Consider the following 17,101-nt stretch of genomic DNA (forward strand, 5'->3'; position numbering starts at 1 on the left):
GTCCACATTCGGCACTGAATTATCTGACGCCATCAGAGTTTGCAGCACGGTGGCGAAATGGAAAATGTGAAGGTAAACAAACCGACATTACTAACTGACGGTTGTATCTAATCCTGGGGGCAGGTCATAAGCATTATCGAACCAGCATATATACTCGGTTCTATACTCACAAGCATGTTGATGTGGGGTAACTCAGATTGACGTCGGTTGACTGAAAAGCGGGGCAAAGCCTTGCAGAGACTGGATTTTAGGCATAAAAAAAGCCACCTGCAGGTGACTTAATTTACATACTAATGGTGCCGAAGGCCGGACTCGAACCGGCACACCTTGCGGCGGTTGATTTTGAATCAACTGCGTCTACCGATTTCGCCACTTCGGCACTGTAAGTAGTATGCGGAAAACGTGGGCATTATACCCAGACCAGCCGGGCACGCAATAGTTATCCCGCCTTGTTCGGTTTAAGTGTTGAAAAAACAGACATACTCCGCAACACAGGGAGGATTTGCTGACAAAAATCTTCTGTCTGGCCACGTTTTTCCAATGCCGTTTCTCAAACTTCGCATTAGTATACAAATCACGAATAGATCTTGCCCTGTTGATGGATACCAGCTTGTTGAAAAAACTCTCACTTTCGCTCCTCGCGCTGGCCTTCGCCAGTACGCCTTTATGGAGCCACGCGCAGCAGAATGCGCGTCTGGCGTCGCAGGTCGTGGATGACCATGCAGAACACATCTTTTACGGCAGCGGCGCGATGGGAATGGCGCTGGTGGTGGTCGATAATAATCAGCAGGTCTTCCGCAGTTTCGGGGAAACCCGTCCCGGCTCCGATTTGCGCCCGCGTGAAGACTCCGTGGTGCGTATCGCCTCGCTGACCAAGCTGATTACCAGTGAAGTGCTGGTGAAAATGGCGCAGCAGGGTAAAGTCAGTATTAATGATCCGCTGCGTAAATATGCCCCGGCCGGTGCCCGCGTTCCTGCTTACAGCGGTACAAATCCGATCACATTGCTCAATCTCGCTACCCACACCAGCGGCCTGCCGCGTGAGCAGCCGGGTGGTGCGGCGAACCGGGCAGTCTTTACCTGGCCGACCAAAAGTGATCGCTGGAGCTGGCTGAGTGTCGCCAAGCTCACCGTGCCGCCGGGTGCGCGTGCCTCTTATTCAAATCTGGCGTTTGACCTGCTTTCCGATGCGTTATCGAAGGCCGCGAATCAGCCTTATACCCAGTTGCTGCGCGATCAAATCACTCAGCCGCTGGGCATGGTGGATACCACGCTGACGCCAAACGCCAGCCAGTGTTCACGCCTGATGGAAGGTCTGCGTCCGAGCCCGTGTATTAACACGATAGCAGCAGCGGGCAGTGGTGGTCTTTATTCCACGCCTGCCGATATGGGCCGCTGGATGCGTCAGTTCCTCGGCCAGCGCACCGCGACCGCCGACATGGCGCAGAAGATGTATTACAAGCGCACGGACCTGGTCTCGCTCAAAGGGATGGATGTGCCGGGAATGGCGGACTCGCTGGGAATGGGTTGGGTAACCATGGCGCCGACGCCGTTGCTGCCACGCATCATTCAGAAAACCGGCGGCGGCGGTGGCTTTATCACCTATGTCGCGATGGTGCCGCAGCGCGGTGTGGGCGTGTTCGTGGTGGTGACCCGCAGCGAACTGACCAAGTTTAAAAATATGAGTGATGGCGTGAACGATCTGGTGGCTGATCTGGTGCGCAATAACGAGATCTGATTGCTCATCTCTGCAGACAGACGTAAAAAAAAGCAGGCCCCGGTAAAGGGCCTGCTTTTTGTTTATCGGTATCCGTGCACTGCCGGATTTAGCGTTTTTTCAGCAGCAGGAACATACTGATGACGAAGAACAGTCCGCTCGGCAGCAAGGCGCCCAGAATCGGCGGAATGTTATAAACCAGGCTTAACGGACCGAAGATCTGGTCAAGCACGTAGAACAGAAAACCGAAGCAAATACCGGTCACCACACGTACGCCCATCGGGACGCTGCGCAAAGGCCCGAAGATGAATGACAGCGCCATCAGCATCATCACTGCAACCGACAGTGGCGAGAAGATTTTACTCCACATATTCAGCTGGTAACGTTTTGCTTCCTGTCCGCTCTGCTTCAGGTATTTCACGTAGTTGTGCAGGCCACTGATCGACAACGCATCAGGGTCGAGTGCCACAACACCCAGTTTGTCCGGCGTCAGGTTGGTTTTCCATACCCCGGTCAGTGTCTGGGAACCGGTGATTTGCAGCTTATCCGTCAGGTCAGACTCATCCACCTGCGAGAGTTTCCACTCGCCATTATCAAAGGTCGCGGAGGACGCATAACGGACCGACTGCAGTTTATTCTCTTCATCGAAATGGTAGATGTTGACGCCGGTCAGCTCTTTTTCACCGGCCACGCGTTCGATATAGATAAAATCGTGACCGTCTTTTGCCCACAATCCGTTCTGGGTAGAAAGCAGTGAACCGCCGTACATGGCCTGTGCACGGTAGTTACGGGCCATCTGTTCGCCCTGCGGCGCCACCCATTCACCAATCGCCATGGTCAGCAGCACCAGCGGGATAGCGGTTTTCATCACAGAGGCCGCAATCTGCATACGGGTGAAGCCGGAAGCCTGCATCACCACCAGCTCGCTGCGTGTTGCCAGCGTGCCGAGGCCCAGCAATGCGCCCAGCAATGCCGCCATCGGGAAGAAGATTTCGATATCCTTCGGTACGCTCAGCAGAGTATATAAACCTGCCCCTGCGGCAGAATATCCGCCCTGCCCGACTTTACGCAGCTGATCGACAAACTTGATGATGCCGGAGAGTGACACCAGCATGAACAGCGTCATCATGATGGTGTTGAAAATAGTGCGACCAATGTAACGGTCTAATACGCCAAACATCAGGCAGCTCCTCTCAGACGCGCACGGATTTTGCGAACCGGCAAGGTATCCCATGCATTAAGCACCAGCGCCAGTGCCAGATAGAGCAGGTTGGTCCCCCACATCCAGAGCATCGGATCCAGCTTACCTTTGGCTCCGTTGGAGCGCAGCGAGGTTTGCAGCAGGAAGAAAATCAGATACAGCAGGATAGCCGGCAGCATGCTGAGTACGCGCCCCTGACGGGGGTTCACCACACTGAGCGGAACCACCAGCAAAGCCATGATAAACACTGAAACGATCAGCGTTAAACGCCAGTTCATCTCTGCCCGCGCTTCCGGCTCAGAAGAGTGCCAGAGTTGCGTCATGGTCATCTGATCAGACTGATTAGGGTCGAGCTGCACTGTCTGATGGCCGATGACCGCCAGATAATCGGTGAAGTCTGTCACGCGGAAATCACGCAGCAGCGCCGTGCCTTCATAACGGGTGCCTTTATCCAGCATCACCTGCTGGGAACCGTCCGCACGCTGCAGCATATGGCCTTTATCAGCCACCACGACGGAAGGCCGCTGGTTGCCGTTCGGTCGCAGCTGTGCCAGGAAGACATTATGGAACTCTTTCCCTTTAACACTGCCCACGAACAGAACCGCATTGCCGTTCTGGGCTTGCTGGAACTGACCTTCCACCATTGCGGCCATGCTCGGGTTGGCTTTCGCCTCCGCCAGCACTTCGTCCTGATGTTTGGACGACCACGGGCTGAGCCAGATCGCGTTCACACCGGCAAAGAATGAGGTAAACAGCGCCAGAATGAGTGCGGCGATGACCAGTGAGCGTTTTCCCAGGCCACAGGCATGCATGACCGTGATTTCACTGTCGGTATAAAGTTTACCGAGCGTCATCAGCAGGCCGAGGAACAGACTGAGCGGCAGAATAAGCTGCGCCATTTCCGGAACGCCAAGGCCCAGAAGTGAGAGAACTAAATTTGTTGGGATATCGCCATCGACCGCTGCTCCGAGCACTCTGACCAGCTTCTGACAGAAGAAGATGAGAAGCAAAATGAACAGAATGGCAAATTGGCTCTTGAAGGTTTCCCTAACCAGATATCTAATGATGATCACGCTTAATACGCCTGTGAAAACTTGTCTTTTTGAAGGAAAATCGCTAGTTTCATCGCTAATCCGTCATTTATTCTCATCATATGGCAACCTTCGCAGCTAAAATAGTATTACAACACCGAGAATTGGGGTGTCCTATAGGAACTTGCTTATAGCCGCCAAAATAAAAACTAACGCCGTTTAAGGTTAACACAGGTCGTTAACACAATGACGGGAGAGTGTCTCCGGCGACTCATTCTAGCCGTACCTCCCGCCCTTGTCTTTAAGATTCAGGAGAGTGCATGGAGTTCAGCGTAAAAAGCGGTAGCCCGGAAAAACAACGCAGTGCCTGTATTGTAGTCGGCGTTTTCGAACCTCGCCGTCTGTCACCGATTGCCGAACAACTCGATAAAATCAGTGATGGCTACATCAGCGCCCTGCTTCGCCGTGGCGAACTTGAAGGCAAAGTGGGCCAGACCCTCTTACTGCATCATGTACCGAATATTCTTTCAGAACGCATTTTGCTGATTGGTTGCGGCAAAGAACGCGAACTGGATGAGCGCCAGTACAAGCAGGTGATCCAGAAAACCATTAACACTCTGAACGACACCGGTTCTATGGAAGCCGTTTGCTTCCTCACCGAGCTGCACGTTAAAGGGCGTAATACTTACTGGAAAGTGCGTCAGGCGGTCGAAACCTCCAAAGAATCGCTTTACACCTTCGATCAACTGAAAAGCAATAAAACCGAACCCCGCCGTCCGCTGCGTAAAATGGTATTCAACGTGCCGACCCGCCGTGAACTGACCAGCGGTGAGCGCGCCATTCAACACGGTCTGGCGGTGGCAGCCGGTATTAAAGCCGCGAAAGATCTCGGCAACATGCCACCCAACATCTGTAACGCCGCTTACCTGGCGTCACAGGCCCGTCAGCTGGCAGATGCGTTCAGCACCAACATCACGACCCGCGTTATCGGCGAGCAGCAGATGAAAGAGCTGGGTATGAATGCGTATCTGGCGGTGGGTCAGGGTTCGAAAAACGAATCACTGATGTCGGTGATGGAATATAAAGGAAATCCTAATCCGGACGCTAAGCCTATCGTGCTTGTCGGTAAAGGTCTGACCTTCGATTCCGGCGGTATTTCCATTAAGCCCGCCGCGGATATGGACGAAATGAAGTACGACATGTGTGGCGCCGCAGCGGTTTATGGCGCGATGCGCGTGGTGGCTGAACTGAATCTGCCGCTGAACGTCATTGGCGTGCTGGCTGGCTGTGAAAACATGCCAGGCGGTCAGGCATTCCGTCCGGGCGATATTCTGACCACCATGTCCGGCCAGACTGTCGAAGTGCTGAATACCGATGCCGAAGGCCGTCTGGTGCTGTGCGATGCGCTGACTTATGTTGAGCGTTTCGATCCTGAGCTGGTGATTGACGTCGCCACGCTGACCGGTGCCTGCGTGATTGCCCTTGGCCATCACATCACCGGTTTGCTGTCGAATCACAATCCGCTGGCTCATGAACTGATCGGTGCATCCGAACAGTCGGGTGACCGTGCATGGCGTCTGCCGCTGGCTGATGAATATCAGGAACAGCTGGATTCTAATTTTGCGGATATGGCAAACATCGGCGGCCGTCCGGGCGGGGCTATCACCGCCGGATGTTTCCTGTCACGGTTCACCCGTAAATACAGTTGGGCGCACCTGGATATCGCCGGTACCGCATGGCGTTCAGGTAAGAACAAAGGTGCGACCGGTCGTCCGGTGGCACTGCTGTCACAGTTCCTGCTCAACCGTGCAGGCCTGGATGGCGATGAGTGATTCCAGCGCTAAATAAGATATAATCTTCACTATCAGGGTCTGGTTCGCCAGACCTGTCACAGGCGGGCGCACCAGTTGCGCCCCTGTTTTTTTCTCAGCAGCACAGTGAACTCATCATGAAACAGGCAACCTTCTTTCTTCTCGATGCGCCGGACGCCAGTGGCGAGCTCAGCTCACACGAAGCCCTGGCCTGCGTGGTCGCCGCTGAACGTTACCGGATGGGCAAACGTGTTCTGCTGGCCTGTGAAGACCAAAAACAGGCTGAACGCCTGGATGAGGCGCTTTGGCAACGCGAACCGGGCCATTTTGTCCCGCATAACCTGGCTGGCGAAGGGCCGCGTTTTGGCGCGCCGGTTGAATTATGCTGGCCGGGAAAACGCGGTAATGCCCCGCGCGACTTGCTCATCAGCCTGATGCCTGAGTTTGCAGATTTTGCTACTGCTTTCCATGAAGTGGTAGACTTCGTTCCTTACGAAGATTCCCTTAAACAACTTGCGCGCGAACGCTACAAAGCCTATCGCAGCGTGGGTTTCTCTTTGACGACGGCCCCGACGCCCTCAGTCACCACATCGACCGACGAAAATACGAAGCGAAATGGATAAGACATATAACCCGCAAGACATCGAGCAGCCGCTTTACGAGCACTGGGAACAACAGGGCTATTTCAAGCCACATGGTGACACCAGTAAAGAAAGCTTTGCCATCATGATCCCGCCGCCGAATGTTACCGGCAGCTTGCACATGGGTCATGCTTTCCAGCAAACCATCATGGACGCCATGATCCGCTATCAGCGCATGCAAGGGAAAAACACCTTGTGGCAGGCGGGGACTGACCATGCGGGTATCGCAACGCAAATGGTGGTTGAGCGTAAAATCGCCGCAGAAGAAGGCAAAACCCGTCACGACTATGGCCGCGAAGCCTTCATCAACAAAATCTGGGACTGGAAAGCAGAATCCGGCGGCACCATTACCCGCCAGATGCGCCGTCTGGGCGATTCCGTAGACTGGGAGCGCGAGCGCTTCACGATGGATGAAGGCCTGTCTGACGCCGTGCGCGAAGTGTTTGTTCGCCTGTATAAAGAAGATCTGATTTATCGTGGCAAACGTCTGGTGAACTGGGATCCGAAACTGCGCACCGCGATTTCCGATCTGGAAGTGGAAAACCGCGAATCAAAAGGTTCCATGTGGCACCTGCGTTATCCGCTGGCTGACGGCGCGAAAACCGCTGAAGGCAAAGATTACCTGGTAGTCGCGACGACGCGCCCGGAAACCGTGCTCGGTGATACCGGCGTGGCCGTTAACCCGGAAGATCCGCGTTACCGGGATCTGATCGGCAAAGAGATCATTTTGCCGCTGGTAGGTCGTCGTATCCCGATTGTTGCCGATGAACACGCCGATATGCAAAAAGGCACCGGCTGCGTGAAGATCACCCCGGCGCATGACTTTAACGACTATGAAGTCGGTAAACGTCACGGCCTGCCAATGATCAACATTCTGACTTTTGATGGCGATATCCGCCAGGCCGCTGAAATTTTCGATACCAACGGCGAAGAAACGGATGCCTGCAGCAATGAGATCCCTGAACAGTTCCGTGGGCTTGAGCGTTTTGCTGCGCGTAAAGCCGTGGTCGCTGCCTTCGACGAAGCCGGTCTGCTGGAAGAAATCAAACCTCATGATCTGACTGTGCCTTACGGTGACCGTGGCGGCGTCGTTATCGAGCCCATGCTGACTGACCAGTGGTATGTGCGGACTGCGCCGCTGGCGAAAGTGGCGGTGGAGGCCGTTGAGCAAGGCGACATTCAGTTCGTGCCAAAGCAATACGAGAATATGTATTTCAGCTGGATGCGTGACATTCAGGACTGGTGTATTTCCCGTCAGCTGTGGTGGGGACACCGTATCCCGGCGTGGTATGACGCCGAAGGCAACGTATTTGTTGGCCGCGACGAAGCGGAAGTACGCAGCGAAAATAACCTGGGCGCAGACGTTGTACTGACTCAGGACGAAGACGTGCTCGATACCTGGTTCTCTTCCGGTCTGTGGACTTTCTCCACGCTGGGCTGGCCAGAACAGACACCTGACCTCAAAGCCTTCCACCCCTCAAGCGTGGTCGTCAGCGGCTTCGACATCATCTTCTTCTGGATCGCGCGCATGATCATGATGACCATGCACTTTGTGAAAGACGAGAACGGCAAGCCGCAGGTTCCGTTCCACACCGTTTATATGACGGGGCTTATCCGCGACGATGAAGGGCAGAAAATGTCCAAGTCCAAAGGTAACGTTATCGATCCGCTGGATATGATCGACGGTATCTCGCTGGAAGATCTGCTGGAAAAACGTACCGGCAACATGATGCAGCCGCAGCTGGCAGAGAAAATCCGCAAGCGCACCGAGAAGCAATTCCCGAACGGTATCGAACCGCACGGTACTGATGCCCTGCGCTTCACGCTGGCGGCACTGGCATCTACCGGTCGTGACATCAACTGGGACATGAAGCGTCTTGAAGGCTACCGTAACTTCTGTAATAAGCTGTGGAATGCCAGCCGCTTTGTACTGATGAACACCGAAGATCAGGATTGCGGCCTGAACGGCGGCGAACTTGAGCTGTCACTGGCTGACCGCTGGATCCTCGCGGAATATAACCGCACGGTAAAAACTTACCGTGAAGCGATGGATAACTATCGCTTCGATCTGGCTGCCAGCATTCTGTATGAATTCACCTGGAACCAGTTCTGTGACTGGTATCTGGAACTGACCAAGCCGGTTATGAATGGGGGCAACGAAGCCCAGCTACGCGGCACCCGTCATACACTGGTAGAAGTACTGGAAGGTTTGCTGCGTCTTGCGCATCCGATCATCCCGTTCATCACAGAAACCATCTGGCAGCGCGTGAAATCGCTGAAAGGCATCACGGCAGAAACTATTATGCTGCAGCCTTTCCCTGAGTTTGACGCAGCAAAAGCAGACGAACTGGCGCTGGCTGATCTGGAGTGGATTAAGCAGGCGATCATCGCTATCCGTAACGTGCGTGCTGAAATGAACCTGTCCCCGGCTAAACCGCTGGAACTGCTGCTGCGCGGCGCAAGTGCAGATGCACAACGTCGTGTGGAACAGAACCTGAGCTTTATTAAATCGCTGGCACGTCTGGAATCCATCACCATTCTGCCTGCTGGCGACAAAGGCCCGGTTTCTGTCACCAAACTGGTGGAAGGTGCGGAACTGCTGATCCCAATGGCCGGTCTGATTGATAAAGATGCCGAACTGGCGCGTCTGGACAAAGAGATGGCAAAACTGGATGGCGAGATTGCCTCCATCGAAGGCAAGTTGTCTAACGAAGGGTTCGTGGCGCGTGCGCCGGAAGCCGTCGTCGCCAAAGAACGTGAACGTCTGACGGCCTGTGGCGAAGCAAAAGTGAAACTGGCAGAACAGAAAGCCACGATTGCCGCGCTGTAATTCCGGTTATCCGTAAGCGTTAAAACACAATAAAAACGAAGGCCAGTCAGCGTAATCTGACTGGCCTTTTTTATTTAATCTGCTTCAGGGCTGAGAATCGTTGTTATGCGCGTCCACAAAAAGCTCGGTCATTTTTTTTACCAGCGTGGCAAAAAATTGGTTATTAAGAGCCGCTTTGTTATAAATCATATATATCGGCTGAGAAGGTAAATCGAACTCCATTTCCAGCTTCTGGACATCGAACGAATTTTTTACTTTTTCATAGAAACGTTCGGCAACAAACGCCAGCAGGTCAGAAACCTCAACCATTGAAATAATAGAGAGTAATGAAGGGCTGATGTATCTGACTTTTCTTTCGTGCTGCAGCATCTTATTCACGTTCAGCCGGTTAGATAAAGCGCTGGCACTTTCCGAATCCACAAAAATATACTCTTCAGCAATTGCCTGTTCGCGTGTCACCGTTCCTTTGATGCGCGGATGTGAACCGCGGCAAATCAGGACCGGCATTTCGTCGGCAATATGCTGGCTTACCCGGGAGTGACTAATGTGCGGATGAATATCAAAAACAATGTCTGCTTTACGGAAAATCAGCGACTCTTCGATATCAGTCAGGGAGTTATTGCTAACGTGATGAATTATCTCACAATCAGGCGCCACTTCATCCAGCACCTTGCGCATCACATTCATGGTAAACATAGATAAGTAAGGTGAACAGTTAACAACAAGGCGGGTTGGTACAGAATCAAATGAGATATTCTGCAATTTCGCAATCAGATTGTCATAAGCCTCTGCCAGCCCTTCATGTATACCCACTGCAACGGTTGTGGGTGCCAGCGCCTTACCATCCCTGATGAACAACGCATCATTATAATGAACCCGCAAACGCCCAAGAGCCTGACTGACAGCGGAAGGTGTGATGCCAAGAGCATCCGCCGCTTTGGTTCCGCTACGATGAATGAAAACAGCCTCAAACGTAGTTAATAAATTGAGATCAAAATTTTTCACCATTTTAAAACGATCGGTGAGTATGTTCTCTTTCATGCTTTCCAGCCCTCTGATCTCAGGTGTGTTACGAAAATTCGTATTCTCACCCTCAATCATAGTCAAGTTACTCATTGTTGGTCTCCTTACCTGTAAGTAAATTTGATGTATTTTATTAATACAAATGATCTGATTTTATTCATTAAAATCAATTTAAAAGAAAAGCAGACAGTGATATAAAACGCCAGCTTTACACATTCTGTCTATGAGGAAATAAACTTTACTGAACTATACCTTTAACAAATTAGAATGAAAATCTGTCCGTTTTTTAGAAAAATAGAAAATTCATATAAATTTCCGATCATTCATACAGATACACCAGCATTTAAGATTACTAAATAGTACATTCAGCGTTCGAAAAGTTGTTTACCCGATAACGAGGAATAATACGCGTCAGCGATAAGTGATAGCGATTCTTAAACACTCTCCGCCTTTGCGCTGAACCTGAATCTGAACCTGGCGCAGGTTAACGTGGTATTGATTATTAACTGATATTTTATCTGGCCTTCTGAAAGGCTGGCAGAATGCCTTTCTTAAAAGAAGAAAGGGGCATCGCAACGGGTGTAACGAGGAAGGTTTGATCATGTCCCTGTACTGGAGGCAAAGAATAGTTGCCTTCAGTACAGGGGAAAAATGCTCATCTGAGATAAGTAAAACCACCGGGAAACGCCTGCGGCGTTGCATCAGCAGGCCCTAAGGTGGTATTAAAACGGTCTGTTTGATTACCTGTTATTGAAACTGAGTGAGTAACATGACGACCTCCCTTCCTGTCAGCGTGCGGGTGCGACCGATACGCCATGAAGATAATGCAGCCATCGCCAACGTGATCCGCCACGTTTCTGCCGAATTTGGCCTGACCGCCGATAAAGGCTATACCGTCGCGGATCCGAATCTGGATCATTTGTTTGAAACCTACAGTCAGCCGCGCTGCGCCTACTGGGTCGTAGAACTTGACGGGGTGGTTGCGGGCGGCGGCGGCGTCGCGCCATTATCCGGTGCAGAGAGTGATCTATGTGAATTGCAGAAGATGTATTTTATGCCGGCACTGCGCGGTCAGGGGCTGGCAAAACGACTGGCCTTACAGGCTATTGAACATGCGCGCCAGCAGGGTTTTGCCCGCTGCTATCTGGAAACCACCGCCAGTCTGACCCAGGCCATTGCACTGTATGAGCGTCTGGGTTTTCACCACATTGATTGCGCACTTGGCAATACCGGCCATGTTGATTGTGAAGTGACGATGTTAAAATATCTCTGACACCGTGTTCATCCTTTATCCGCTCTTTGCAAACAGGCATCTGAATGTTCACACATAAAGCCATTTCCGCGTTAAATGAACTGGAGCTGACGGTCTACAACTACATCGTCAAAAACGGCGATAAGGCGATGTACATGACCATTCGTGAACTGGCAGATGCCGCAGGCGTCTCGACCACGACCGTTTTGCGTTTCTGCAAGAAAATGGACTGCGAGGGGTATTCTGAATTCCGCATCCGCTTTAAGCTGTTTTTAGAACATGAAGAAAAGCCACCGGTATCATTTGGTATCAGTGAGATCATCAGTTATTTCAAAAGCATTAATAACAGTGAGTTTGATGAATTATTAGAAAACGCAGCCCGCCAGATTGCCAATGCGCAACGTATTATATTTGTGGGCGTGGGAACATCAGGTTCATTAGGCAAGTATAGCGCACGCTTTTTCTCTAATGTCGGAAAATTCAGTACCTTTATTGACGACCCTTATTTCCCGATCAACAGCGATATGTATAAAGATGCCATCGCCATTATTCTTTCTGTCTCGGGTGAAACGGAAGAAGTGCTGCGTTTCGCTACGCAGTTCAGCCAGCATAATTGCCAGATCATCAGCCTGACTAACAGCGAGAATTCAACACTGGCGCGGATGGCAGACCTCAACATCTCTTACCACATGCCACAAATAGTCCTCGAAGGGCAATATAATATTACCACGCAGATCCCGGTACTTTATATTATCGAGACTATCGGAAAGAAATTACCTTTAATAAAACGTGACTCAGCGCAATGAAAAAACAGGGTGTTTTAAAGAAGTAACAAATCACCCGATTCGATTTTTGTTATATCGTGACAATATACTTTCTTTTGCTACACTCCTGCCAACGAGTAAAAAAACAAAAAAGCTCACCTCTGTATACCCGCAGGAGAATAATAAATAATGGCTATTGATTACGCTCAGACAGCTCAGGAGATCGTTAAATATATTGGCGGCGATAATAATGTGATTAGTATCACACATTGCGCCACACGTTTACGCTTTGTTCTGAAAGATAATAAAGCGGTCGATAAAGAAGAATTAAAACGTGTGAAAGGCGTTATCACCGTTATCGAAGCCGGCGGACAAATGCAGGTGGTGATCGGCAACCACGTGAGCGATGCTTACAAACAGGTGCTGAAACTGATCCGGATTGATGAAAACGCGCCGGTTTCAGCGCCAAATGTCGGTATTGTCAGCCGTGTCATGGACGTTATTTCCAGCATCTTTACGCCTTTCCTTTATCAGCTTGCCGCCTGCGGTATCTTACAGGGGATTATCTCCTTCCTGGCCGCCGTCGGGATTATGGACGCCAGCAGCGGCACTTACCGTATCCTGAATTTTGTCTCCTGGACGGCCTTTACCTTCCTGCCGGTGATGATTGCATTCACCGCCGCGAAAAAATTCAACGTCAACCCTTTCACCGCCGTCATTACCGCCTGTGCACTGATCAGCCCCGATTACATGAATATGCTGACGGCGTTCAAAATCACGTCGGTCAACTCCGCTGACCCGGCCATGCAACAACTGATGCGCGAAGCAGTCAGTAATCCTGATATCGCCAACATTTTACAGAATGTTGTCGGCATTCCGGTTTCGGCACCCACTCTGGATTTCCTGGGGATTCCGGTGAAATACCTGAGCTATACCGCGTCCGTTATCCCGATCATTCTGATGGTCTGGGCGATGTCTTATATCGAGCATTTCTTTAATAAATTCCTGCCGGTGGTGATCCGTAACCTGTTCACGCCAATGTTCTGTATCGCGATTATGGTGCCCATGACGCTGCTGGTGTTCGGGCCGGTGGGTAATCTGATTGGCGGTGCTATTGGCGGCGTTTACAACACGCTCTATCACCTCAGCCCGACGATTGCCGGTTTTGTGGTGGGAGCTTTCTGGCAGCCACTGGTCACCCTGGGGGTTCACTGGGGCATTACACCCGTCACCGTCGGCAACTACGCCACGCTGGGTTATGACACCTTTACCGGTCTGCAGGCGTCTGCCGTCTTCGCCATGACCGGCAGCATGTTTGGCGTATACCTGAAAACCCGCAGTCGCGAAATGAAAGGTATCTCACTGTCTGCTGGCGTCACCGGTCTGTTCGGTATCACGGAACCGGCAATTTACGGTGTGGCGCTGCGCCTGAAAAAACCGTTCCTGTGCAGTTGCGTAGCAGGTGGTATCGGCGGCGCGATTGCCGGTTCCTTTAATGCGGTGTCGTGGAGCTATTGCCTGCCGGGTATCGCCGTACTGCCGGTGTTCTTCAAAGAAGGCCATATGCCGCAGTTCCTCGGTTTCCTGTTGTCGATTACTGTCGCGTTTGTCCTCGGCGCGCTGTTCACCTGGCTGGTCGGCTTCAAAGATGAGCCGGATGTCGTCGCAACCCAAAAACCGCAGGCAGAAACACCACGCGCCACCCAGGCTGAAATGAATTAAGTCACAGATTACGTTCTACAGGGCAGAAGCATTCTGCCCTCACCAGGTATCGAGGAGAATCAAATGAGCCATCAGTTACAAAAGGATTTCTTATGGGGCGGCGCGGTTGCGGCGCATCAGGTTGAAGGCGGCTGGAACAAAGGCGGTAAAGGCATCAGTATCTGCGATGTGCTTTCCGGCGGCGCACACGGCGTTGACCGCGTGATGACCGACGGCGTGCTTGAAGGTTACAGCTATCCAAACCATGAAGCCGTCGATTTCTACTCGCATTACAAAGAAGACATCGCTTTATTCGCTGAAATGGGTTTCAAATGCTTCCGCACTTCGATTGCCTGGACGCGTATATTTCCGAACGGTGACGAATTACAGCCAAACGAAGCCGGACTGCAATTCTATGATGATATGTTCGATGAGTTGCTCAAATACAATATCGAGCCGGTCATCACCCTTTCCCACTTCGAAATGCCGTGGCATCTGGTGAAAGAATACGGCGGATGGAAAAACCGTCAGGTGGTGGATTTCTTTGTACGCTTCAGCCAGGTGGTGATGGAACGCTACAAAGGCAAAGTGAAATACTGGATGACCTTCAACGAGATCAATAACCAGCGTAACTGGAAATATCCGCTGTTCGGTTATTGCTGCTCCGGTGTGGTATTCACCGAACAGGAAAATCCGGAAGAAACGATGTATCAGGTGCTGCATCATCAGTTTGTGGCCAGCGCCAAAGTGGTCAAACTCGGCCATGACATCAATCCGGATTTCCAGATTGGTTGCATGATCGCCATGGTGCCGTTGTATCCGTTTTCCTGCCACCCGGACGATGTGATGTATGCCGTCGAAGCGATGCACGAACGCTTCCTGTTCAGCGACGTTCATATGCGCGGTTATTACCCGGCCTATACGCTGAAAGAATGGGAACGACGCGGCTTTAACATCAACATGGAAGACGGCGATTTACAGGCGCTGCGCGACGGCTGCGCAGATTATATCGGCCTGAGCTATTACATGAGTAACGCCATATCGGCACACAATCCCAGTGATGATAACGGCTTGTCCGGTTTTGCGGGCAGCGTACCGAATCCGCACGTGAAAGCTTCTGACTGGGGCTGGCAGATTGATCCGGTGGGTCTGCGCTACACACTGAATATCTTGTACGAACGTTATCAGAAGCCGCTGTTTATTGTCGAAAATGGCTTTGGCGCTATCGACAAAGCGGGGGAGGACGGCATCATTCATGATGATTACCGCATCGCCTACCTGAAAGCCCATATTGAGCAGATGAAAAAAGCCGTACTGGAAGATGGTGTGGATCTGATGGGCTACACGCCGTGGGGCTGCATCGACTGCGTGTCATTTACCACGGGCCAGTACAGCAAACGTTACGGCTTTATTCACGTCGATAAGAACGATGACGGCACCGGCACCATGACGCGCTCTAAAAAAGAGAGCTTCGGCTGGTATCAGAAAGTGATTGAGAGTAACGGAGAGGTGCTTTAAATCGTAGACAGCCAGCTCCTGACGGAGCTGGCTTTTATGACTAGTAACGTTTTACCTCGAAATACGAGAACTCGCTGTATCCTGCATCTGAGTCCAGTCCGGACGCGGCAGAGTAAATGCCGATTTTTGCCCCTACCCATTTCCCCGCTGAAATTGCTAGTTGTGGCTCAACGGTTTTCCACTCTTCGGTTTCGATCTGTCTGAAAGAGAAATGACAGACACCACGTTGCAATATCTCCGCTCTGATGAACACCGCTTCGTTGCGGATGAGCGTCGACAGCACGGTTCTTTTCTGGCTCAGAACACCTTTATCGCTCATCCAGCCGAAATCAAACACCAGCGCCCATCCGCCTTCCTGCCGGCACACCGAAACCGCTCCATATCTCTCGCCATAGACAATCAAGCCGCTCTGTTCCCCGTCGTGGTTAAAATGCGGAGTCAGACGCGTAGTTACCGTAAATTGAGGTGCGGATAATTTCTGCAAAAGGAGTTGGGGTGTGTCGTACAAAGACCGCGCACCAAAAGGCCGGCAGACCAGTTTCAGCCCCTCCGGTGACGGAATAATCCAGTCACGTTGCGGATTCGCCTGCCACTGCCATTGCAGGCCAAAACGGCCGTCAGCAAAGCGGTCAGTTGTTTGCGGTTTGCAGGATTTACCCTCTTTGCCCGTCATGGGTTTTGGGTAAACCGACACGGGTTGCCCGGGCCCTGCGTCATCAACCTTCTCACCGATTTCCGGCCAGTCATCATGCTTCCAGCGCATGGGCTGTAAGTGCACTATCCGGCCATTATGTGCAGCATCCTGAAAATGCATAAACCAGCATTCCCCGTTTTTCAGCTCGACCCATCCGCCCTGATGCGGGCCATTCACTTTCGAGGTGCCCTGATGCAACACATCCCGGGCCTCAAACGGGCCGTTAATCTGTCGCGAACGTAATACAGTCTGCCAGCCACTTTCGACGCCCCCGGCAGGAGCGAAGATGTAATACCAGCCATTACGCCAATACATTTTTGGCCCTTCAATGGTCGGATGGGAAACCGCGCCATCAAAAATGATGCTTCCCTCATCAAGAAGAGATGTCGCATCGGGCGCCATTTCACAAAGCTGTAGCTGATGTTTAATCCCGGAACGGCTGTAAGCAAACGCATGAACCAGCCATGCGCGCCCGTCGTCATCCCAGAACGGACAAGGATCGATCCAGCCCTTCACCGCTTTAATACAATGCGGCTCGCTCCAGTCTTTGGCAGGGTCTGCGGTGTAAGACATAAAAATGCCTTCATCAGGCATGCTGTAAAACACCCAGAACAGCCCGTTATGATAACGAATACTCGGTGCCCAGATCCCTTTGCCGGGCTGCATATTGTCGTAGGCGGGATAGTTAATCCGCTGCACAACATGGTTAATAATTTTCCAGTTCACCAGATCTGTTGAGTGAAGAACAGGCAGGCCCGGAATATGGTTAAAACTTGAAGCCACCATGTAAATATTGTCGCCCACACAGACAATATCCGGGTCTGAATAATCCGCATACAAGACAGGGTTCTGATAATGCCCGTCACCCAAATCGGGTTGCCAGCCTGAATTTAATACATCATCCATTGAGGTTATCTC

At 51.7% G+C, this 17,101-nt stretch carries 12 protein-coding genes and 1 tRNA gene; 8 read left to right on the plus strand and 5 right to left on the minus strand.

From position 1 onward, the window contains the following. Positions 1 to 294: 294 nt before the first annotated feature. Positions 295 to 379, minus strand: a tRNA-Leu gene (locus tag J1781_RS19290). Between the two features lie 219 nt (positions 380 to 598). On the opposite strand from J1781_RS19290, the gene ampH reads away from it, so the two are divergent. Next, a complete protein-coding gene (ampH, locus tag J1781_RS19295) occupies positions 599 to 1,738 on the plus strand; it encodes a D-alanyl-D-alanine-carboxypeptidase/endopeptidase AmpH (protein ID WP_129992005.1) in 1,140 nt (379 codons plus the stop codon). A gap of 88 nt (positions 1,739 to 1,826) precedes the next feature. Here the strand turns inward: ampH and lptG are convergent, their stop codons facing one another. Together lptG and lptF are read right to left on the minus strand one after the other, a co-directional pair. Beyond that, a complete protein-coding gene (gene lptG / locus J1781_RS19300; protein ID WP_129954651.1) occupies positions 1,827 to 2,897 on the minus strand; it encodes an LPS export ABC transporter permease LptG in 1,071 nt (356 codons plus the stop codon). Next, positions 2,897 to 3,991 carry an LPS export ABC transporter permease LptF gene (lptF, locus tag J1781_RS19305; RefSeq protein ID WP_129954652.1) on the minus strand — a complete coding sequence of 365 codons (1,095 nt, stop codon included), beginning with the start codon at positions 3,989 to 3,991 and terminating at the stop codon, positions 2,897 to 2,899. The genes lptG and lptF overlap by 1 nt, the downstream gene beginning before the upstream one ends. A gap of 278 nt (positions 3,992 to 4,269) precedes the next feature. On the opposite strand from lptF, the gene pepA reads away from it, so the two are divergent. The 3 genes from pepA (at position 4,270) to J1781_RS19320 (ending at position 9,231) form a co-directional block, all read left to right on the plus strand. Beyond that, positions 4,270 to 5,781: a leucyl aminopeptidase gene (gene pepA, locus J1781_RS19310; protein WP_129954653.1), complete on the plus strand. Its 1,512-nt coding sequence runs from the start codon at positions 4,270 to 4,272 to the stop codon at positions 5,779 to 5,781. A 116-nt stretch (positions 5,782 to 5,897) separates the two neighbouring features. After that, the gene (locus J1781_RS19315) at positions 5,898 to 6,383 is read left to right on the plus strand and encodes a DNA polymerase III subunit chi (RefSeq protein WP_129954654.1); all 486 of its coding nucleotides are present in this window, start codon (positions 5,898 to 5,900) and stop codon (positions 6,381 to 6,383) included. Further along, positions 6,376 to 9,231 (plus strand): valine--tRNA ligase, encoded by a 2,856-nt coding sequence (locus J1781_RS19320; protein WP_129954655.1) that lies wholly within the window; start codon positions 6,376 to 6,378, stop codon positions 9,229 to 9,231. Before J1781_RS19315 ends, J1781_RS19320 begins: the two co-directional genes overlap by 8 nt. An 84-nt stretch (positions 9,232 to 9,315) precedes the next feature. Here J1781_RS19320 and J1781_RS19325 read toward each other — a convergent pair whose 3' ends face one another. After that, positions 9,316 to 10,347, minus strand: a complete 1,032-nt coding sequence (locus J1781_RS19325; protein WP_235173385.1) for a LysR family transcriptional regulator — start codon at positions 10,345 to 10,347, stop codon at positions 9,316 to 9,318. Between the two features lie 676 nt (positions 10,348 to 11,023). Between J1781_RS19325 and J1781_RS19330 the strand changes: the two genes are divergently transcribed. From J1781_RS19330 to J1781_RS19345, 4 genes are all read left to right on the plus strand, one after another. Continuing rightward, the gene (locus J1781_RS19330) at positions 11,024 to 11,527 is read left to right on the plus strand and encodes a GNAT family N-acetyltransferase (protein WP_129954657.1); all 504 of its coding nucleotides are present in this window, start codon (positions 11,024 to 11,026) and stop codon (positions 11,525 to 11,527) included. A 44-nt stretch (positions 11,528 to 11,571) separates the two neighbouring features. Further along, complete coding sequence (locus J1781_RS19335) at positions 11,572 to 12,312, plus strand: MurR/RpiR family transcriptional regulator (protein WP_129954658.1); 741 nt, start codon at positions 11,572 to 11,574, stop codon at positions 12,310 to 12,312. Between the two features lie 147 nt (positions 12,313 to 12,459). Next, positions 12,460 to 13,992 carry a PTS transporter subunit EIIC gene (locus tag J1781_RS19340; protein ID WP_217234027.1) on the plus strand — a complete coding sequence of 511 codons (1,533 nt, stop codon included), beginning with the start codon at positions 12,460 to 12,462 and terminating at the stop codon, positions 13,990 to 13,992. Positions 13,993 to 14,055: 63 nt separating this feature from the next. Next, complete coding sequence (locus J1781_RS19345; protein WP_217234028.1) at positions 14,056 to 15,489, plus strand: 6-phospho-beta-glucosidase; 1,434 nt, start codon at positions 14,056 to 14,058, stop codon at positions 15,487 to 15,489. Positions 15,490 to 15,529: 40 nt separating this feature from the next. Here the strand turns inward: J1781_RS19345 and J1781_RS19350 are convergent, their stop codons facing one another. Next, positions 15,530 to 17,089, minus strand: a complete 1,560-nt coding sequence (locus J1781_RS19350; RefSeq protein WP_238483165.1) for a glycoside hydrolase family 43 protein — start codon at positions 17,087 to 17,089, stop codon at positions 15,530 to 15,532. Between the last annotated feature and the right edge of the window lie 12 nt (positions 17,090 to 17,101).

Source organism: Rahnella perminowiae, from assembly GCF_019049695.1.
Lineage (GTDB): Bacteria > Pseudomonadota > Gammaproteobacteria > Enterobacterales > Enterobacteriaceae > Rahnella > Rahnella perminowiae.

What these genes read in the sequence shown, in the direction of transcription:
- ampH (WP_129992005.1), top strand. Translation starts at nt 599, where the DNA reads ATGGATACCAGCTTGTTGAAAAAACTCTCACTTTCGCTCCTCGCGCTG.
- lptG (WP_129954651.1), bottom strand. Translation starts at nt 2,897, where the DNA reads ATGTTTGGCGTATTAGACCGTTACATTGGTCGCACTATTTTCAACACC.
- pepA (WP_129954653.1), top strand. Translation starts at nt 4,270, where the DNA reads ATGGAGTTCAGCGTAAAAAGCGGTAGCCCGGAAAAACAACGCAGTGCC.
- J1781_RS19315 (WP_129954654.1), top strand. Translation starts at nt 5,898, where the DNA reads ATGAAACAGGCAACCTTCTTTCTTCTCGATGCGCCGGACGCCAGTGGC.
- J1781_RS19320 (WP_129954655.1), top strand. Translation starts at nt 6,376, where the DNA reads ATGGATAAGACATATAACCCGCAAGACATCGAGCAGCCGCTTTACGAG.
- J1781_RS19325 (WP_235173385.1), bottom strand. Translation starts at nt 10,347, where the DNA reads ATGAGTAACTTGACTATGATTGAGGGTGAGAATACGAATTTTCGTAAC.
- J1781_RS19330 (WP_129954657.1), top strand. Translation starts at nt 11,024, where the DNA reads ATGACGACCTCCCTTCCTGTCAGCGTGCGGGTGCGACCGATACGCCAT.
- J1781_RS19335 (WP_129954658.1), top strand. Translation starts at nt 11,572, where the DNA reads ATGTTCACACATAAAGCCATTTCCGCGTTAAATGAACTGGAGCTGACG.
- J1781_RS19340 (WP_217234027.1), top strand. Translation starts at nt 12,460, where the DNA reads ATGGCTATTGATTACGCTCAGACAGCTCAGGAGATCGTTAAATATATT.
- J1781_RS19345 (WP_217234028.1), top strand. Translation starts at nt 14,056, where the DNA reads ATGAGCCATCAGTTACAAAAGGATTTCTTATGGGGCGGCGCGGTTGCG.
- J1781_RS19350 (WP_238483165.1), bottom strand. Translation starts at nt 17,089, where the DNA reads ATGGATGATGTATTAAATTCAGGCTGGCAACCCGATTTGGGTGACGGG.